Annotated in this window: 15 protein-coding genes, 1 tRNA gene and 1 pseudogene; 15 read left to right on the plus strand and 2 right to left on the minus strand. The window is 63.9% G+C overall.

Annotation, left to right across the window (positions count from 1 at the left end):
• The first annotated feature begins 6 nt into the window (after positions 1-6).
• From LB526_RS21820 to LB526_RS21840, 6 genes and pseudogenes are all read left to right on the plus strand, one after another.
• Complete coding sequence (locus LB526_RS21820; RefSeq protein ID WP_224629799.1) at positions 7-627, plus strand: 2,3-bisphosphoglycerate-dependent phosphoglycerate mutase; 621 nt, start codon at positions 7-9, stop codon at positions 625-627.
• A 449-nt stretch (positions 628-1,076) separates the two neighbouring features.
• Positions 1,077-1,161 (plus strand) — tRNA-Leu (locus LB526_RS21825).
• Between the two features lie 125 nt (positions 1,162-1,286).
• Complete coding sequence (locus LB526_RS21830; protein WP_224526121.1) at positions 1,287-2,006, plus strand: hypothetical protein; 720 nt, start codon at positions 1,287-1,289, stop codon at positions 2,004-2,006.
• A 169-nt stretch (positions 2,007-2,175) separates the two neighbouring features.
• Positions 2,176-3,081: pseudogene (locus LB526_RS29830) on the plus strand (FAD-dependent oxidoreductase); the annotation flags it as partial.
• A 13-nt stretch (positions 3,082-3,094) separates the two neighbouring features.
• Positions 3,095-3,745, plus strand: coding sequence for an NAD(P)/FAD-dependent oxidoreductase (locus LB526_RS29835; protein WP_411967941.1), 651 nt, complete (start codon positions 3,095-3,097; stop codon positions 3,743-3,745).
• Positions 3,746-3,868: 123 nt separating this feature from the next.
• A complete protein-coding gene (locus tag LB526_RS21840) occupies positions 3,869-4,177 on the plus strand; it encodes a UBP-type zinc finger domain-containing protein (protein WP_224629800.1) in 309 nt (102 codons plus the stop codon).
• A 34-nt stretch (positions 4,178-4,211) separates the two neighbouring features.
• Here LB526_RS21840 and LB526_RS21845 read toward each other — a convergent pair whose 3' ends face one another.
• Positions 4,212-4,394 carry a hypothetical protein gene (locus LB526_RS21845; protein ID WP_224629801.1) on the minus strand — a complete coding sequence of 61 codons (183 nt, stop codon included), beginning with the start codon at positions 4,392-4,394 and terminating at the stop codon, positions 4,212-4,214.
• A gap of 572 nt (positions 4,395-4,966) precedes the next feature.
• Between LB526_RS21845 and LB526_RS21850 the strand changes: the two genes are divergently transcribed.
• From LB526_RS21850 to LB526_RS21885, 8 genes are all read left to right on the plus strand, one after another.
• Complete coding sequence (locus LB526_RS21850) at positions 4,967-5,953, plus strand: Gfo/Idh/MocA family protein (RefSeq protein WP_224629802.1); 987 nt, start codon at positions 4,967-4,969, stop codon at positions 5,951-5,953.
• Between the two features lie 40 nt (positions 5,954-5,993).
• Positions 5,994-7,649 (plus strand): FAD-binding dehydrogenase, encoded by a 1,656-nt coding sequence (locus LB526_RS21855; protein WP_224629803.1) that lies wholly within the window; start codon positions 5,994-5,996, stop codon positions 7,647-7,649.
• Between the two features lie 96 nt (positions 7,650-7,745).
• The gene (locus LB526_RS21860) at positions 7,746-8,711 is read left to right on the plus strand and encodes a ketopantoate reductase family protein (RefSeq protein WP_224629804.1); all 966 of its coding nucleotides are present in this window, start codon (positions 7,746-7,748) and stop codon (positions 8,709-8,711) included.
• Between the two features lie 96 nt (positions 8,712-8,807).
• A complete protein-coding gene (locus tag LB526_RS21865; RefSeq protein WP_224629805.1) occupies positions 8,808-9,128 on the plus strand; it encodes a hypothetical protein in 321 nt (106 codons plus the stop codon).
• A gap of 50 nt (positions 9,129-9,178) precedes the next feature.
• Positions 9,179-10,066, plus strand: coding sequence for an RNA polymerase sigma factor (locus LB526_RS21870; RefSeq protein WP_224629806.1), 888 nt, complete (start codon positions 9,179-9,181; stop codon positions 10,064-10,066).
• 318 nt (positions 10,067-10,384) lie between these two features.
• Positions 10,385-14,398, plus strand: a complete 4,014-nt coding sequence (locus LB526_RS21875) for a Pls/PosA family non-ribosomal peptide synthetase (protein ID WP_224629807.1) — start codon at positions 10,385-10,387, stop codon at positions 14,396-14,398.
• Positions 14,395-14,874 (plus strand): GNAT family N-acetyltransferase, encoded by a 480-nt coding sequence (locus LB526_RS21880; protein WP_224629808.1) that lies wholly within the window; start codon positions 14,395-14,397, stop codon positions 14,872-14,874. Before LB526_RS21875 ends, LB526_RS21880 begins: the two co-directional genes overlap by 4 nt.
• On the plus strand, positions 14,871-15,521 hold the full coding sequence (locus tag LB526_RS21885; protein ID WP_224629809.1) for a 4'-phosphopantetheinyl transferase: 651 nt from the start codon (positions 14,871-14,873) through the stop codon (positions 15,519-15,521). The genes LB526_RS21880 and LB526_RS21885 overlap by 4 nt, the downstream gene beginning before the upstream one ends.
• Before the next feature lie 117 nt (positions 15,522-15,638).
• On the opposite strand, the gene LB526_RS21890 is transcribed toward LB526_RS21885, so the two are convergent.
• Positions 15,639-16,166 carry a dihydrofolate reductase family protein gene (locus LB526_RS21890; RefSeq protein WP_224629810.1) on the minus strand — a complete coding sequence of 176 codons (528 nt, stop codon included), beginning with the start codon at positions 16,164-16,166 and terminating at the stop codon, positions 15,639-15,641.
• Positions 16,167-16,821: 655 nt separating this feature from the next.
• On the opposite strand from LB526_RS21890, the gene LB526_RS21895 reads away from it, so the two are divergent.
• Positions 16,822-17,676, plus strand: a complete 855-nt coding sequence (locus tag LB526_RS21895; RefSeq protein ID WP_224629811.1) for an arylamine N-acetyltransferase family protein — start codon at positions 16,822-16,824, stop codon at positions 17,674-17,676.
• Positions 17,677-18,182: the final 506 nt, after the last annotated feature.

Below are 18,182 nucleotides of genomic sequence, written 5' to 3' on the forward strand. Positions count from 1 at the left end.
GCAAACATGTCGGGAACTCTCGTGCTCGTGCGCCACGGCCAGAGCGAATGGAACCTGAAGAACCTGTTCACCGGCTGGCGCGATGTCGACCTGACCGACCAGGGCACCGCCGAAGCACTCGCGGCCGGCGAAAAGCTCAAGGCGCGCGGCCTGAAATTCGACATCGCCTACACGTCTGCCTTGAAGCGGGCGCAGGTGACCTGCCAGCACATCCTCGACATCGTCGGCCAGAGCGACCTGAAGACGATCCGCGACCAGGCGCTCAACGAGCGCGACTATGGCGACCTCTCCGGCCTCAACAAGGACGACGCGCGCAAGAAATGGGGCGAGGAGCAGGTGCATATCTGGCGCCGCTCCTACGATATCGCGCCTCCCGGCGGCGAAAGCCTGAAGGACACCGGCGCGCGCGTGTGGCCCTATTACCTGCACGAGGTGCAGCCGCATGTGCTGCGCGGCGAGACCGTGCTGGTCGCCGCGCACGGCAATTCGCTGCGCGCGCTGATCATGGCGCTGGACGGCAAGAGCGGTGAGGAGATCGTCAAGCTCGAGCTCGGCACCGGGGTGCCGGTGATCTACAAGCTCAACGCCGATTCCACCGTGGCCGAGAAAGAAGTGCTGGAGGGGTGAGCTTCCTTCTCCCCGTTCACGCTACGGCATGCGCACATTTCCAAGCGGCTGGTTTTTCTCGATAGCGTGCATGGCAGCTTGGCGCATGCATTGTCTTGTGCTGCGCTGGTCGACCCCCACTCCGTCTCGGCTTCGCCGAGCCACCTCTCCCCCGATCGACGGGGCAGAGGAAAGCGCCAAGCCTTTTGCCGTCAACGCCCGTCCAGCAACACTCCCTTCCTTTCCCTCCGGAGGGGGGAAAGGTGGCGCTGCGAAGCAGCGACGGATTGGGGGAACCACGTGGCAATGAAGCCTCGGCCCGATCAGTCGCGCCAGGCACAGAGTACGTGTGCATAGCGTAGCCCGCTCACGAGGAGAAAATACCCGGCAGGCGGATGAGGGGCAGCGCAACGCCGACGAAAAAACCGCGTTGACACACACTGTTTGCCCGCTTACTAGAGCGCCCACCAGCCCAGATGGCGGAATTGGTAGACGCGCACGGTTCAGGTCCGTGTTCCGCAAGGAGTGGAGGTTCGAGTCCTCTTCTGGGCACCAAATTCCCGTTTCAGACGATCTGACGCGATGAGCAAAAAAGCCCGGATTTTCCGGGCTTTTTTGTGCCCTGCAACTAATCTCGCGTTGAACCGTTCCTATCTTGCCGGTTAACCCGAGGTTCCGTGATGCCCGCGCCGTTCAAGGAGTGGAAGGTTCTGCCGCATGGCAGGCTCTCTCCTGTCGACGACGATATTCTGACGGTGACCGGCGACATACCCATGCCGGTTGGCAACATGAAACGGCGCATGACCGTGGTGCGACTGCGCGACCGGCGGCTTGTCATCTTCAGCGCCATCGCGCTCGATGACGAACAGATGCGCGAGATCGAGGCCTTCGGCCAGCCGGCCTTCTTGATCGTCCCCAATGATCATCACCGGCTCGATGCAAAGCCATGGAAGGATCGCTATCCCACCCTTCAGGTGATTGCACCGGCTGGCGCGCTCAACAGCGTCGAGAAGGCGGTACATATCGATGCGACGCGCGGCGACTTTGGGGATCCCGACGTCAAGCTCGTCACCGTCCCCGGAACCCGTGATCGCGAAGCGGCGTTGCAAATTGACGGACCAAACGGCACGACGCTCGTTCTAAACGATATCGTAGGCAACATCCGCGGCGCATCCGGCTTTGCAGGCTGGGCATTGCGCATGATGGGATTTGCCGGTGATGAGCCGCATATACCCTGGCCGGTCAAGCTGACGATGGTCCGCGACAAGGCGGCACTCGCAGCGCAATTGAGACGATGGGCGGAACAGCCGGCGCTCAAGCGCATACTTGTCTCGCATGGCTCCGTCATCACCGATGATCCGCGGGGGACGCTGCGCAAGCTGGCGACGTCGCTCGGATAGATGAAAGCATAGTGACCAACCTCTCCTTCCGGCCAGTCTCCCAACAAACCCCTTCAAACCAGCCGCCCCTGACGCTACGGTTCGCCCCATGGCCCCTTCCGTCAGCCCGACCATCGCCGCCCGCCGCGACCAGATGTTTCCCGTGCTCACCGACGCGGATATCGAGCGTATGCGCCGGTTCGGCGAGGCGCGTACCTATGCCGCCGGCGACCACATCGTGACGGCCGGCACGGTCTCGCCTGGGCTGATCCTCATCCTGTCGGGCAAGGTCGACATCACCCAGGCGGGCGGGCTTGGCCGGCGTGAGGCTATTATCAGCTACGGCGCCGGCAATTTCGTCGGCGAGCTGGCGCAATTGTCGAACCGGCCGTCGCTGGTCAATGCCGAGGCGGTCGAGCCGGTCGAGGCGATCGTCATCCCCTCGCGGCGCCTGCGCGATCTGATGGTGCAGGAGGCCAATCTCGGCGAGCGCGTCATGCGGGCGCTGATCCTGCGCCGCGTCGGCCTGCTCGAAAGCGGCGCCAGCGGGCCGGTCGTCATCGGCCCGCCCGGCAATGGCGACGTGCTGCGGCTGCAGGGCTTTCTGCGGCGCAGCGGACTTCCCCATCGCGCTCTCGATTCCGACACCGATCCTTGCGCGAAAACGCTGATCGAGCGGTTTCATGTCGACCCGCACCATCTGCCGATCGTGCTGTGTCCGAACGGCAAGCTCTTGCACAATCCGGGCGAGACCGAGCTTGCCCGCTGCGTCGGCCTGCTGCGGCCGATCGATGCCGAAAAAATCTACGACGTGGCGATCGTCGGCGCCGGGCCGGCGGGGCTGGCGGCGGCGGTCTATGCCGCCTCGGAAGGGCTGTCGACCATCGTGCTCGATTGCCGCGCCTTCGGCGGACAGGCAGGCGCCTCGGCCCGCATCGAAAACTATCTCGGCTTCCCGACCGGGATCACCGGCATGGCGCTGATGGCGCGCGCCTATAACCAGGCGCAGAAATTCGGCGTCGAGATGGAAGCTGCTGGACGACGCTGGCGATGGGGCCCGCTACAGGCTGGCCATCGGCGACGGCGAGAGCGTGCGCTCACGCGCTGTGGTGATCGCCAGCGGCGCGCGCTACCGCCGCCTCGATATCGCCAACCTCGCGCAGTTCGAGGGCACCTCGGTGCATTACTGGGCCTCGCCGATCGAGGCCAGGCTTTGCCAGGATCAGGAGGTGGCGCTGGTGGGCGCCGGCAATTCGGCGGGACAGGCGGCCGTCTATCTGGCAAGCCAGGTGCGCAAGGTGACGCTGCTGGCGCGCCGCGACAGCCTCGATGCCACCATGTCGCGCTATCTGGTCGAGCGCATCGCGGCGCAGCCCAACATCGAGGTGCTGACCGAGACCGAGGTGGCAGCGCTGGAGGGCCATGAGGGCAATCTCGAGCGGCTGCACTGGCGCAACCGGGCGACCGGCGAGGAGACGACGCGCGCAATCCGCCACCTCTTCCTGTTCATCGGCGCCGACCCGAACACCGATTGGCTGGCGAACTGCAACGTGGCGCTGGATGCCAAAGGTTTCGTGCGCACCTGGCCGGACACGACACCGGGGCATGGGCCGATGGAGACCAGCCGCAGCGGCGTGTTCGCCATCGGCGACGTGCGCTGCGGCTCGACCAAGCGCGTCGCAGCCGCCGTCGGCGAAGGCGCGCAGGTGGTTGCGGCGCTGCATGCCTATCTGGCGCGGGACGGCGCCGCTAGACCGTGACGGCGGTTCGTTGAATCGCCATCACGGTCCAACTCTTGTTGGAGCATGATCTTTCTCCGAAAACCGGTTCCCACTTTTCGGGATCACGCTCTAGAACCAACAGGCCAAACCGCCCAGGAGACCATGATGGACGAATGCAGGCATACGAAGGACATCAAAAAGGTCACGCCGAGCGCGCTCGGCTGCGAGGAATGCCTGAAGAGCGGCTCGTGGTGGGTGCATTTGAGGCTCTGCCGGACCTGCGGCCATGTCGGCTGCTGCGACGACTCGCCCAACCGCCACGCGACAAAGCATTTTCATGCCACGCAGCATCCGATCATCGAGGGCTACGACCCGCCGGAAGGCTGGGGCTGGTGCTTCGTCGACGAGGTGTTCATCGATCTCGGCGAAGACACGACGCCGCAGAACGGCCCGATCCCAAAGTTTGTTTGACGGTGCAGGGCAAGCCGGCCGGGCGACGCCTTGTTCAGCGCACCGAGCTCGTCACGGTCGAATCGACGGCATCGGGCACGGATTTGCGCTCATTGCCGGCGAAGATGCCGATGAGGAGAAGGCTGAGCACAACCGGCACAAACAGGATGGCGACGCGCGCCTGCACATAGAAGATGGCACGCCATTCGTTTCGCTTTTCGGGGCTATCGTTCATCATGCTCGCTCTGTTGTGCCTCCCCGGGCCGGACATAGAGACGAAGCGTTAAACATCTCCTTCCGATTCGGTTAACGCGGGAGGTCTGCTGCAATCGCAAAGGGCAGCGCTGCCCCCTCTCCGTCCGCTGCGCGGTCAACTCTCCCCACTTCGTCTACGCTATGCACACATCTTCTGTGACTGGCGTGACTGATCGACCTGAGGCTTGATTGCCACGTTGTTCCCCCAATCCGTCGCTGCTTCGCAGCGCCACCTTTCCCCCCTCCGGAGGGAAAGGAAGGGAGCGTTGCTGGACGGGCGTTGACGGCAAAAAGCTTGGCGCCTTTCCTCTACCCCGTCGATCGGGGGAGAGGTGGCTCGGCGAAGCCGAGACGGAGTGGGGGTCGACCAGCGCAGCATAAGACAATGCATGCGCCAAGCTGCCATGCACGCCGTTGCCAAGACCAGCCGCTTGGAAATGTGTGCATGCCGTAGCCCACTGCGTGGGGCGAGGAAGGGCGCGCCGCCTCACGCATTGGCTTTTCCGCCGATTTCAGGCAAACCTCGTCGCCTGTAAACCGACACGGAGAAGCGTGATGTTCCGATGGGGTGTTCTGTCGACGGCGAAGATCGGCCGCGAGCAGCTTTTGCCGGCAATCGTGGAGTCGGAGAACGGCGTCCTGTCGGCGATCGCCAGCCGCGACCTGTCGAAGGCCAAGGCGCTGGGCGAGCGTTTCGGCGCCCGTCATGCCTTCGGCTCCTATGAGGAACTGCTCGCCTCCGAGGAGGTCGACGGCGTCTACATCCCGCTGCCCACCTCCCAGCATGTCGAATGGACGGCAAAAGCGATCGAGGCCGGGAAGCATGTGCTGGTGGAAAAACCGCTGGCGCTCGACGCCAAGGACATTCCGCCGCTGATCAGGCTGCGCGACGAGAAGAAGGTGCTGGTCTGCGAGGCCTTCATGGTCGTCTACCACCCACAATGGATCAAGGTGCGCGACCTGATCGCAAGCGGCGCCATCGGCCGGCTGCGCCATGTGCAGGGCGCGTTTTCCTATTACAATGTCGACCCCAAGAACATGCGCAACCAGCTCGATCTCGGCGGCGGCGCGCTGCCCGACATCGGCGTCTATCCGACCGTGTCGACGCGCTTTTCGACCGGCAAGGAGCCGCTGCGGGTGCAGGCGACGATCGAGCGCGACAAGACGTTCGGCACCGACATCTATTCCTCGATCCGCGCCGATTTCGGCGATTTCGAGCTGTCCTTCTACCTGTCGACGCAGATGGCGGCGCGGCAGTCGATGGTGTTCCACGGCGAGAAGGGCTTCATCGAGGTTTTCGCCCCGTTTAATGCAGGCCTTTACGACCACCACCGCATCGAGCTGCACAACCAGAACCACAGCGAGGCGCAGGTGTTCCGCTTCCCCGGCACGCAGCAGTACCGGCTGGAGTGCGAGGCCTTCGTGCGCGCCGCGCAGGGCGGCAAGGACCGCGTCTTCACGCTGGAGGAATCGGTCCTCAACCAGAAAGTCATCGACGCCATCTTCCGCGCCGGCGACAAAGACGGCTGGGAGCCCGTCTGAGGCTTTGCAATAAGCTTGCCGGCTGGTTCTGGGAGGGAAAATGGCTGACGCGGACGTGATCATTGTCGGCGCGGGGCTGGCCGGCCTCGTCGCCGCGACGGAGTTGGCGGAGGCCGGAAAGAAAATCATCATCGTCGACCAGGAGCCGGAACAGTCGCTGGGCGGCCAGGCCTTCTGGTCATTCGGCGGGTTGTTCCTGGTCGATTCGCCGGAGCAGCGGCGCATGCGCATCCGCGATTCGCACGACCTCGCGCTCGAGGACTGGATGGGCACGGCCGCCTTCGACGGGCCGGAGGATTTCTGGCCGCGCAAATGGGCGGAGGCCTATGTCGGCTTCGCCGCAGGCGAGAAGCGCTCCTGGCTGATCGAGCGCGGCACGAAATTCTTCCCCGTGGTCGGCTGGGCCGAGCGCGGCGGCGGCAATGCGACTGGCCACGGCAATTCGGTGCCGCGCTTCCACATCACCTGGGGCACCGGGCCTGGCGTGCTCGAGCCTTTCGTGCTGCGCGTGCGTGAGGCGCAGAAGCGCGGGCTGGTCGAGTTCAGGTTCCGTCACCGGGTCACCGAGATTGTCCGCAGCGGCGACACGGTCAGCGGCGTACGTGGCGACATCTTGCAGCCAAGCACGGTGGAGCGCGGCCGCAAGAGTTCTCGTGACATGGCCGGCGATTTCGAGCTCCATGCGCAAGCGGTGATCGTCGCCTCCGGCGGCATCGGCGGCAATCACGAGCTGGTGCGCCAGAACTGGCCGCAGCGGCTGGGCGCGCCGCCGAAGCGGATGATCACCGGCGTGCCGGACCATGTCGACGGCCGCATGCTGGCGATCACCGAGGCGGCCGGCGGAAGGGTCATCAATCGCGACCGCATGTGGCACTATGTCGAGGGCATCAGGAACTGGGCGCCGATCTGGACCGAGCACGCGATCCGCATCCTGCCCGGCCCCTCCTCGCTTTGGCTCGACGCGCGCGGCAAAAGGCTGCCGGCGCCGCTCTATCCGGGCTTCGACACGCTGGGCACGCTCAGCCACATCATGAGCACCGGCTTCGACTATTCCTGGTTCATCCTGACCAAGAAGATCATCCAGAAGGAGTTCGCACTGTCGGGCTCCGAGCAGAACCCCGATCTCACTGGCAAAAGCTGGCGGCAGGTGCTGGGCCGCGCGACGTCGGGAATTCCCGCCCCGGTGAAAGCGTTCATGGAAAAGGGCGAGGATTTCATCGTCGAGGCCGATCTTGCGAAACTGGTGGCGCGCATGAACGCGCTGGCCGGCGGCGAGCCGCTGCTGGAGGTCGCCCAGGTCGAGCGCGAGATCCGCGCCCGCGACAGTCAGCTCGACAATCCGTTCTCCAAGGATGCGCAGATCACCGCGCTGCGCGGTGCGCGCTCCTATCTCGGTGACAGGCTGATCCGCACCGCCAAGCCGCACAAGATGCTCGATCCGGCGAACGGCCCGCTGATCGCGGTGCGCCTCAACATCCTGACCCGCAAGACGCTGGGCGGGCTGCAGACCGACCTCGATAGCCGCGTGCTCAATGCCGCCGGCCAGCCGGTGCCGGGGCTTTATGCGGTGGGCGAGGTCGCCGGCTTCGGCGGCGGCGGCGTGCATGGCTATGCGGCGCTGGAAGGCACCTTTCTCGGCGGCTGCATTTTTTCGGGGCGCAGCGCCGGGCGGGCGGCGGCGGCCACGATTGCGTGAACGGAGGGCGCGGATGGTCGCCGCCTCGGCGACAACGCTGTAGGCTTTTTCGGTCAACTCGACTGAAGTCCCAACTCCAATCATGACGGGAACAGCATGCGCATCATCGTCTATGGGATCGGCGCCATCGGCGGCGCTATCGCGGCCCAGCTGAGCTTTTCAGGCCACACGGTGCTCGGCATCGCCCGCGGCAGGCAGCTCGATACCATCCGCGCCTCGGGACTGTCGCTTTCCACCCCGCAAGGCACAAGGACCGCGCGCTTTCCCGCCCATGCCGACCCGTCAGAGATTTCCTTCGAGCCGGACGATGTCGTGCTGCTGACGATGAAAACGCCTGATACGCTCGGGGCGCTGCAACGGCTCAACGCCGCCGGTGTCACGGCGCAGCCGGTGTGCTGCTTCCAGAACGGCGTCGCCAACGAGGCGCTGGCCTTGCGTTTCTTCGCCAATGTCTATGGCGCGACGGTCATGCTGCCGGCCGATTACGACACGCCCGGTCAGGTCGCGGCCTATTTCGCGCCCAAGATCGGCGCCTTCGATATCGGCCGCTATCCTTCCGGAAACGACGACACAGTCGAGAAACTGTGCGGGGTTCTGAGCGCCTCCGGTTTCATCGCCGACCCCAGGGACAATGTGATGAGCAGCAAGTACCGCAAGCTGCTCGCCAACCTTCGCAACATCATCGACGCGGCGCTGGGCGAGACCGAGCTGCAGCGGAAATGGTATGCCAAGGCGCGCGCCGAAGCCGAGGCGGTGCTCACCGCCGCCGGGATCGACTGGGACAAGACCGACGCCATGGCGCGCGAGGAATTGACCATAACCGCCATCCCCGGCCGAACGCGTGTCGGCTCCTCGACGCTGCAGAGCATCGTGCGCGGGACCGGCTCCCTCGAGACCGACTTCCTCAACGGCGAGATCGTGCTTCTCGGGCGGCTGCACGGCATGGCGACGCCCGTCAACTCAGCCCTATGCAAACTGTCGATCGAGTTGGCCCGAGGCCGGATGCGGCCGCAATCGGCCGGCGACGACACGATCGTGTCCATGATCGGCGGAACCGGCTGATCGCCGGAGACGATCAAAAAGATAAGACCCGGGCCGGGGAATCCTTTGGAGGCCATGGAACGTCTTCCTCACGCAGATCGCAAACAGGAGACGACCATGACCTACAATCTCATCCGCTACGGCGTGAAGGACGCCAGCATCGCCGAGAACCGGGCGCTGGTGACAAAGGTGTTCGAGGCGTTGGATGAAGCGAAGCCGCAATCCGTGCGCTATCTCGTGCTCGAGCTCGACAACGGCGAATTCGTCCACATCGTCGGTTATGAAAATGACAGTTCGGCGCTGACCGGGCTCGACGCTTTCAAGGCCTTCGGCGCCGATCACGCCGAGCGGCGCTCGACACCGCTGGTCCGGTCGCCGGCGAAGATCGTCGGCAATTATCATATGCTGGCGAACACCGACGAGACCGTGCCGGCCTGACCGGGGGCGCGGTATCGCCCGGCGAACCGCCGACTGAGAGAACCAGGACGATGAGCACAGCGAAATTCGACCGCGCGGCGCTTGAGGCCATGCTTGTCGGCCTGCGGCCGAAATTGCACCGCTATGCCGCCCGCATGGCCGGCTCGGCAATCGAGGGCGAGGACATCGTGCAGGAGGCGGTGGTGAAGGCGCTTGCTGCTCACGATGGCGGCGCCACGCTCGAGCGTCCCGAGCAGTGGCTGTTCCGCATCGCCCATAATGCGGCGCAGGATCATCTGCGCCGCCGCCAGCGGGAGCGCTCGCGCATGACCGAGGCCGACATGACCGAAATAGAAGATCTCTCCGCCGACGCGGAGGCGAGGCTGGCGGCGGCGGCGAGCCTGCGCAGCTTCATGCGGCTCACGCTGGCGCAGCGCAGCGCCGTGATCCTGGTCGATGTGCTCGGCCTCAGTCTGCATGAGACCTGCGAGGTGACGGGCGCGACTTTAGCCGCCACCAAGGCGGCACTGCATCGCGGCCGGGCGGAGCTGAAGGCGCTGGCATCGGCACCGGACGACGTGGCGGTGCCGAAGCTCGATCCGGAAGAAGAGCGCCGGCTGCGCCGCTACATAGACCTGTTCAATGCTCGCGATCTCGACGGGGTGAGGACGCTGATCGCCGAGGACATCCAGGTCGACGTCCTCAATCGCGCCCGCCTCAACGGCAAGAAGGAAGCCTCGACCTATTTCGGCAATTACGACCGTATCGGAGACTGGGCGCTGTCGCTCGGCTTCGTCGACGGCCAGCCGGCGATCCTGATCCGCAACCCGCAGGCGCACGATGCGGTGCGCGGCTTCATGCTGATCGACTGGCGCGGCGAAGAGGTCGCCCGCATCCGCGATTTCCGGCACGTCCCTTATTGCGTCGTCGAGGCGGATATCTGCTTGCTTGCCGATTGAGCTGCGACGCATCCGCGAGCTGATCGAGCCGCTGCCGGCGGAGACGATCCCGCCGAGCGCGCGCAAAACGATACGCCTTCGCGCGAGGAGGTCGGCGGAGCTCCGTCACATCATCGTGAACGTCGCGTAGCATGAATTGCCGATCGGGACGCCATCTCAAATCCGCCGCAAAGGCAAATCAACTGGCCCATCATCGTCAGCCAATTGTCTTTTCGCCAATCACGGCATAGTGCGAGCCATCACGCGCTCGCGGGTCCTCCAATGTCTCTGAATGTAGCAAGCAAGCCCGCCAAGAAAAACGCGCCCAAAGCCAAAGTCGTGACGGAATCGCCACCGCGCGATCAGATCCTGATCGGCCCCGATTTCATCCATAAGGGCGAGCCGCATGAGAGGCTCGACCGCTTCTTCGGCGATCTGGCGAGCCGCTTCGACGCGGCGCCGGCGGTGATTTCCGGCGGCCGGCCCTGGTCATACCGCGAGCTGAACAGCCGTGCCAACCAGTTCGCGCATCTGCTGATCGAGCGTGGCGTGAAGCCGGGCGACAGGGTAGGCCTTTTGCTGGACCGCTCCGCCGAAACCTATATCGCTATCCTTGCCGTGATGAAGGCCGGGGCGGCCTTCGTCCCTTTAGCCACCGCCTTCCCCGAAGATCGCATGGTGATGATCATCGAGGACGCCAATGTCACGATGGTGATCAGCGTCTCCGGTTATGCCGCGCGCGTGGCGCGCCTGCCGGTTCCGCATATCTCGATCGACTCGGCGGAATCCGAAATCGCTCTCAAGCCGGAAACGGCGCCCCTGCCGGAGGGCAGCCAGGACCAGACCTGCTACATTCTCTACACGTCCGGCACCACGGGCAAGCCGAAAGGCGTGGTCATCACGCATCAGAGTTTCTGCAACTTCATCCGCGTCGCCGCAGCATCCTACGGTTACCAGCCGGGCGACCGCGTGTATCAGGGCATGACCATCGCCTTCGACTTCTCCTCGGAGGAGATCTGGGTGCCTTTTGCCGCCGGCGCCACGGTCGTGCCGGCGCCCGGCCAGCAGCCCCTCGTGGGCGAGGAGCTGGCCAGCTTCCTGCGCGAGCATCATATCACCTGCATGGCCTGCAGCCCGACGCTTTTGTCGTCGATCGAGAGTGACGCGCCCAGCCTGCGCACGATCCTGGTCGGCGGCGAAGCCTGCTCGCAAAAGCTCGTGGTGCGCTGGGCGAAGCCCGGCCGCCAGATCCTGAACACCTATGGCCCGACCGAGGCGACGGTCACTGCCACCATGGCCTTGCTGGCGCCAGACGAACCGGTGACGATCGGCAGGCCGCTGCCCACCTATTCGATAGCTGTTCTCGACCCCGAAAAGCCGAAGGTGCTGACCGGCGACCTGCTGGGCGAGATCTGCATCGGCGGCATGGGCGTTGCGGTAGGCTATCTCAACCGGCCGGAGCTCACCGAACAGCGATTCATCAAGGATTTCATCGGCCTGCCGAACAATCCCAGCGGCCGCATCTACCGGACGGGCGATCTCGGCCGCATCAACGACAAGGGCGACATCGAGTATCACGGCCGCATCGACACGCAGGTGAAAATCCGCGGCTACCGCATCGAGCTGGGCGAGATCGAGGCCGTGCTGCTGGAACAGCCGGGCATCGCGCAGGCGGCGGTCACGACGTGGGAGATCGAGCCTGAGCGCACGGAACTGGTCGCCTATTACGCCCCCAGGAGCGGCGGCGACAGCGTTGATCGTACCATGCTCGTGCGGGAACTCAAGCTGCGGCTGCCCGACTATATGGTCCCGGCCTATCTGGAGCAGTTGCCGGCGATCCCGATGACCGTCTCCAACAAGGTCGACCTGAGGAAGCTGCCAAAGCCGACCAGCGCGCGCGTCGCGGCCGGCCATGCGATGATCGACCCGCGCAACGAGGACGAGAGGTTCCTGGTCGACACGCTGCAGGATGTGCTGAAATTCGAGGACATCTCCATCGAAGACCACTTCTTCGACGACCTCGGCGCGAACTCGCTGTTGATGGCGCGATTCTGCGCGCGCATCCGCTCCCGCAAGGCCTGGTCGACGACCTCGATGCGCGACGTCTACCTGCATCCCACGGTCGCGAAGCTCGCGGAGCATCTGCGTGCGCCGCAGACGGCCGCGGTTGCCGCGAGCGAGCCGATGCTGATGCATCGGGCTTCCAGCTTTGCCTATTGGAGCACGGGCTTTGGGCAGCTGCTGTTCTACGCGCTCTACAGCTATGCCTCGCTCTGGGCGATCAATGACGGGCTCAACTGGGTCTATGACGCGCTGGACGACCCGGTGCAGCTCTATCTGCGCTGCGTTCTCTTGTCCGCCAGCGTGTTCTTCGGGCTCAGCGGCTTTGCCATCATCGCCAAATGGCTGCTGGTCGGCCGCTGGAAGGCCGAGACGTTCCCGATCTGGGGCTGGCGTTATTATCGCTTCTGGATCGTCAAGACACTGGTCCGCAGCGCGCCGGTGGTGCTGTTCCGCGGCAGCCCGCTGTACAGCCTCTATTTGCGCCTGCTCGGCGCCCGGCTCGGCAACCGCACGGTTATCGAGTGCCGTTCCGTTCCGGTCTGCACCGACCTGATCAGCATCGGCGACAACTCGATCCTGCGCAAGGATACCATGATCCTGGGCTTCCGCGCCCAGGCGGGCTACATCCACACCGGCCCGCTCGACATCGGCCACAACGCTTTCGTCGGCGTCGGCTCAACGTTGGACATCGACACCCGCATCGGCGACGGCGCCCAGCTGGGCCACGCTTCGTCGCTGCACCGCGGACAGGCGATCCCTGCCGGCGAGCGCTGGCACGGATCGCCGGCGATTCCGACCGAGGCTGACTATTGCACGGTTCCCAACGTGCCGCTGTCGCACGCGCGCCGGATCATCTACGAGGCGATCCAGCTCTTCATCCTCTTCGCCATCGTCACGCCGTTCCCGCTTCTGTTCCACACCTATTGGGAGAATATCGGCGACGACTATCAGGAGACCATCGGCATCGTGGCGATCGGCACCACGGTGACGGTGGCGGGCTTCATCATCGGCGGCGTGCTGCTGGCGGCCATCGTGCCCCGGTTGTTCAACCTCATGCTGAAACCCGGCCGGGACTATTCGCTCTACGGCTTCCACTACTGGCTGCAATCGATGCTGGAGCTGGTCAGCAACGTGCGACTGCTGAACGTGCTGTTCGGCGACAGCTCGGCCATCGTCTACTATTTGCGCGCCATCGGCTGGCGGCTGAACAAGGTGGACCAGACCGGGTCGAATTTCGGCACCAACCAGCGGCATGAAAACCCGCAGCTCAGCGAGATCGGCTCGGAAACCATGGTCTCCGACGGCCTGTTCATGGTCAACATGCAGAAGTCCGCCAACTCCTTCCGCCTCGAGCACACGCGGATCGGCGAGCGCAACTTCTTCGGCAACAACATCATCTATTCGCCGGATTCCCGCACCGGCGACAATTGCCTGCTCGGAACCAAGGTGCATGTACCAGTCGATGGCCCCTTGCGCGAGAATGTCGGGCTGCTGGGGTCGCCGCCCTTTGAAATCCCGCGCATGGTCAATCGCGACAAGGAGCTGCTCGGCTTGATCTCCGACGAGGAGCGCCGCCGCCGGCTGCCGCTGAAGAACCTTCACAATCTGGTCACCGCGCTGCTGTTCTTGGCCGCGCAATGGCTGATCCTGTTCCTGACGCTCGCCATCTGGGACAGGGCGCTCAACTACTACAACGAGTGGGAGCAGACGGCGCTGTTCGTGGCGGTGGTGCTGACCACGGTGATCGGGATTCCGTTCTACATCTTCCTGGAACGCGTCAGCCTCGGTTTCCGCCGGCTGAAGCCCAGGATGGCCACGATCTACGACCCGGTCTTCTGGCGGCACGAACGCCATTGGAAACTGTCCGATTCGCCGATCATGGGCCTGTTCACCGGCACCCCGTTCAGGCCGCTGATCCTGCGTCTGATGGGCGTGAAGGTCGGGCGGCGCGTCTATGACGGGGGAAGCATCATCACCGAACGGTCGCTGGTGGAGATCGGCGACGACGCGACGCTCAACGAGGGCTGCGTCATCCAGGCGCATTCGCTGGAGGAAGGCGCGTTCAAGTCCGACTACATCCGCATCGGCAATGGCTGCACGCTCGCCCCCGCCGCCTTCGTCCACTACGCCGTGGCAATGGGCGAGGGATCCGTGGCGGACCTCGATTGCTTCGTCATGAAGGGCGAAGTGCTGGAGCCCAACACCGTGTGGCGCGGCAACCCGGCGAAGCTCTATGGCGTGGTGACGCCGATCGACGCGAGCGCGATCAAGATCGGGCAAAAACAGTGACGCATTCGGCCGACGCGCAGACAGGCGACCGCCCGGTTGTCCTGCGGCCCGTAGGCGAAGATAACCGCGCGGCGATCCTGGCGCTCGAGCTGACGCCCGAGCAGCAAGGCTTCGTCGCCTCGAATGTCGACTCGCTGGAAGAGGCCGGGGAGGATGATGAGGCCATCGCCCGCGCGGTAGTCGCGGCCGGGCGCGTCGTCGGATTCCTGATGTACAGCGCTCCGGAGGACGATGACGAGGCGATCATCTATCGTTTCATGATCGACCGCCGCGAACAGGGCAAGGGCCTCGGCCGTGCCGCGGTTGCCGGGGTGCTGGAGGAGATCGGCCTGCTCGGCCACATACGTCGCGTCTCGATCTGCTACGAACCGGACAACGAGGCGGCGCGCCGGCTCTATGCCGGCTTTGGTTTCGTCGAGACGGAACTGGACGAGGATGGCGAGATGATTGCCGTGCTCCAATTGAGCAGCAAGTGATCACACGGCCGGACGACGCGCGACCGGACATCGAGAGCGCCGTCGAGCAGGCGCTGGCCGGCCTCGCGCAGCCCGGCCTCGTCACCGGCTGCCGCCTTGTTCGTGCCGGCGACGAGCAATACATCCTGCCGGCGGAAGGCGCTTCCATCGCCACGCGCGAACAGAGGGCGCGCGCCGCCACTGGATCAGGCCGTCAGGTCGCGCATGAATTGCTGCGGCGCCTGAGCTGTGCGGATCTCGCCGTCTTGCGGAGCCAATTGGGAAACCCGATCTGGCCTGCAGGTATCGTCGGTTCAATCGCGCATGACGACGAACTTGCCGTGGCGGTCGCCGCGCGATCCGACGCGATGAGAAGCGTGGGCGTCGACGTCGAACCTGCCCTGCCCCTGCCGCACGACCTCCGGGGCATGGTGGCGACGCCGCAGGACCGCCTGGGCGATCTTGATTCCCGTATAGGCAGCCGCATTCTGTTCGCGATCAAGGAGGCGGTCTACAAGGCCTCGTTTCCGCTCGACGGCCGCGTGCTGGGCTTTGAGGACATCGCCGTCGATCTCACCTCGGGCGAGGCAGTCACTTCGTCCGGCAATCGGTTGACCGTGCGCTTCACCATCTCGCCCAGAATCCTGGCGCTGGCTTACCCGGCATAGGCGCGCCCTGCCCTGCCCTGACATTTCAGGGTGGGCGTTTGAACGAATAGCGTCCGAAGATTCGAACTGCGGGCCTCGAATAAGCGGTCTGGCGGAGGGCGCGTCGGACGACGGAGATCAGGCGGGAGCGTAGGCTAACCTGATCACATCCTCGATCCGGTCATGAGCCACCAGGCGGAGCGGCGGCCGGGGTCCGGCGAAATAAGGCTTGCCGTGGCCAAGCACCACCGGGTGCAGGTAGATCCGATACTCGTCGATCAGGCCCAGCTGGGTGAGGCTTCGCGCCAAATCCGGGCCGGCGACCTCGATCTCGCCGTCGCGCTCGGCCTTCAGCTTTCGGATAGCGTCCCCGAGATCGCCCTCGACAAGCCTTGCGTTGGGACCGACGGACTTCATCGAGCGTGAGACGACCCATTTCGGCTGGCGCCGCCACGCCGCCGCGTAGGCAAGTCGCTCGGCATCCCATTCAGGATGCTCGTCGTCCCAGTAGCGCATGATCTCATACATGCGGCGACCGTAGATGCTGCCCGCCTGACGCTCGGCCTCCTCGATGAAGTGGCGGAAGAGCGCGGGGCTCGGCCCGAAGGCCGTGTGATCGACGTAGCCGTCCAGCGACTGGTTCATTCCGAACACGAGCTTGGCCATTGTCTGTTCCTCACACGGCATCACCCAATCTAATTGCATTGTGCAATCGGTTCAGATTAGGCCGACTGATTTTATTTTGCAATTGGTTCTGCCGCATACATAAACGCAACACGTTTCGGGCCAGATGATCGCCCGATCCGTTGTTGCAGTTCTCCCAACCGCGCAAATCCATCCGACGATGCAAAGCCGTTTCAAAACGGCCATTTGAAAACGGTGGGATTCAGCTAAACATCTGAAATTGTTGGCGCACCGCGGCCGATGAAGATGGGCACTATTGCTTCGCCGTGGCGCTATGATGCGGCCGCCGCCCAAACGATCCGGCCGAATAACCAGCGACGGACTGCGATCTTGCACTACGCCACATGGCCAGCTGTCTTCCCGATTTCGTGGTCCGCTTACCCTTCAAGTGCGGCCGATCAATCCGGGGAACGGCGCGATGGGCCATAGCGACGTTTTACGGTCGGCTGGCCGCTTCCGCTCGAGCTCGATGGAAGAGACTTCCTCAGAGCCCGTCGGCATGTCTCAAAGGTGTCAAGCTGTTCTCGAACTCAACTCGGACCGAGCCACCCTCATCGACATGCTAGACTTCTGGCATGTTTCCCGGTCGGACCCAGACTGGTAATATCGGCGTTGCGAAACGGCGGAGGTGCGCGAGATGTCCGACACGCAATTCGATCAGAACGCTTGGCTTGCGCGCATCGGCTATTCCGGGCCCGTCACACCAACGCTTGAGACCTTGAATCGACTTATTTTCGCGCACTCGCATTCAATCGCCTACGAAACGCTGGATATCATGCTCGGGCTTCCGCCCAAGCTCGATGTGCCTTCGCTTCAGCACAAGATGATCGCCGGCAAGCGAGGCGGATACTGCTTTGAACAGAACATGCTGTTCCGGGCCGGACTTTGGTCGCTCGGCTACAGGATCACAAGCCTGCAAGGGCGTGTCGTACGCGGGCTGGCGATCGATGCGCCGCGCCCGGCCATCCACATGCTGTTAAAAGTGGAGTTGCCGGAGGGAATTTATCTTGCGGATGTCGGCTTCGGCAACCTCGCGCCGACCTGCGCGCTCTTGCTTGCGCCGCAGATCGAACAAGAGACGCCGCACGAGGTCATGCGCTTTATCGATGTTGGCGGCGAGCTGACGCTCCAGGCGCTGCTCAACCGTGGCTGGCAGCACATTTACCGGGTCATTCCTTACCCGCGCTATGATGGCGAATACGAGATCACCAACTGGTACACCGCGACCCACCCGGACGCGCCATACCAGGGCAACATCATCGTGGCGAAGCCGGGACCGAACAGGAGTCGGATCACCATGTACAATGCGCGTGTCACGGTCCGCGACGCGGAGGGGCACGCGGAGAAGCGCTGGCTCGCAACCGAGATCGAATTCAGGGACGTGCTGCGTGGCGAATTCGGACTGAACATGTCCGATCAGCAGATCGATGAGTGCGTGGCGGTTATGAAGGCGAAAGGGACGGGAGACGCTCCGCATCCGTTTTTTGCTTAGACTCCCCTCAGGCCCAAGGGCCTTCCACGCCTTGATCCAATCATGCAGGAGCTTGCGCGATATCCCGAGCTTGCGTGCCACAGGCAGAACGCCTTCGCCGCCTTCCGCACGCTTGATCGCCTTCAATTGTACGCCGTCGGAAACGTCCGGATCGCCATTCCGTCATCGGTCATCCTCAGGGACAACCTGTCACAGAAGTTAGCGTGTCTCACGCACGGGTGCAGTCCAGTGCACTTAACTCGACAACCTGACTGGTTAATCGAAGCGTCGGCCGATTTTGGCGCCAATAGCGTATTCCGAAGTGGCGCGCCCGAAGAGATTCGAACTCCTGACCCCCAGATTCGTAGTTTACGTATGCGATCCGCCGAACATATCCAATTCTTTCTGGCATTTAAAAATGCATCTTTTATTTCAGTTACTTGCGTAGAATCGCGAATTTTAGCGTGGACACGACACCTTATCCTATGAGAATCTGAAACCGGCTGAAAAACCGGCTGAATCTTCAG

Source organism: Mesorhizobium sp. CA6 (genome assembly GCF_020165035.1).
Lineage (GTDB): Bacteria > Pseudomonadota > Alphaproteobacteria > Rhizobiales > Rhizobiaceae > Mesorhizobium.

Bases quoted from the DNA above. Each gene is read 5' to 3' on its own strand.
- LB526_RS21870 (WP_224629806.1), top strand. From the start codon at position 9,179: ATGAGCACAGCGAAATTCGACCGCGCGGCGCTTGAGGCCATGCTTGTC.
- LB526_RS21865 (WP_224629805.1), top strand. From the start codon at position 8,808: ATGACCTACAATCTCATCCGCTACGGCGTGAAGGACGCCAGCATCGCC.
- LB526_RS21890 (WP_224629810.1), bottom strand. From the start codon at position 16,166: ATGGCCAAGCTCGTGTTCGGAATGAACCAGTCGCTGGACGGCTACGTC.
- LB526_RS21840 (WP_224629800.1), top strand. From the start codon at position 3,869: ATGATGGACGAATGCAGGCATACGAAGGACATCAAAAAGGTCACGCCG.
- LB526_RS21830 (WP_224526121.1), top strand. From the start codon at position 1,287: ATGCCCGCGCCGTTCAAGGAGTGGAAGGTTCTGCCGCATGGCAGGCTC.
- LB526_RS21895 (WP_224629811.1), top strand. From the start codon at position 16,822: ATGTCCGACACGCAATTCGATCAGAACGCTTGGCTTGCGCGCATCGGC.
- LB526_RS21850 (WP_224629802.1), top strand. From the start codon at position 4,967: ATGTTCCGATGGGGTGTTCTGTCGACGGCGAAGATCGGCCGCGAGCAG.
- LB526_RS21855 (WP_224629803.1), top strand. From the start codon at position 5,994: ATGGCTGACGCGGACGTGATCATTGTCGGCGCGGGGCTGGCCGGCCTC.
- LB526_RS21860 (WP_224629804.1), top strand. From the start codon at position 7,746: ATGCGCATCATCGTCTATGGGATCGGCGCCATCGGCGGCGCTATCGCG.
- LB526_RS21845 (WP_224629801.1), bottom strand. From the start codon at position 4,394: ATGATGAACGATAGCCCCGAAAAGCGAAACGAATGGCGTGCCATCTTC.
- LB526_RS21820 (WP_224629799.1), top strand. From the start codon at position 7: ATGTCGGGAACTCTCGTGCTCGTGCGCCACGGCCAGAGCGAATGGAAC.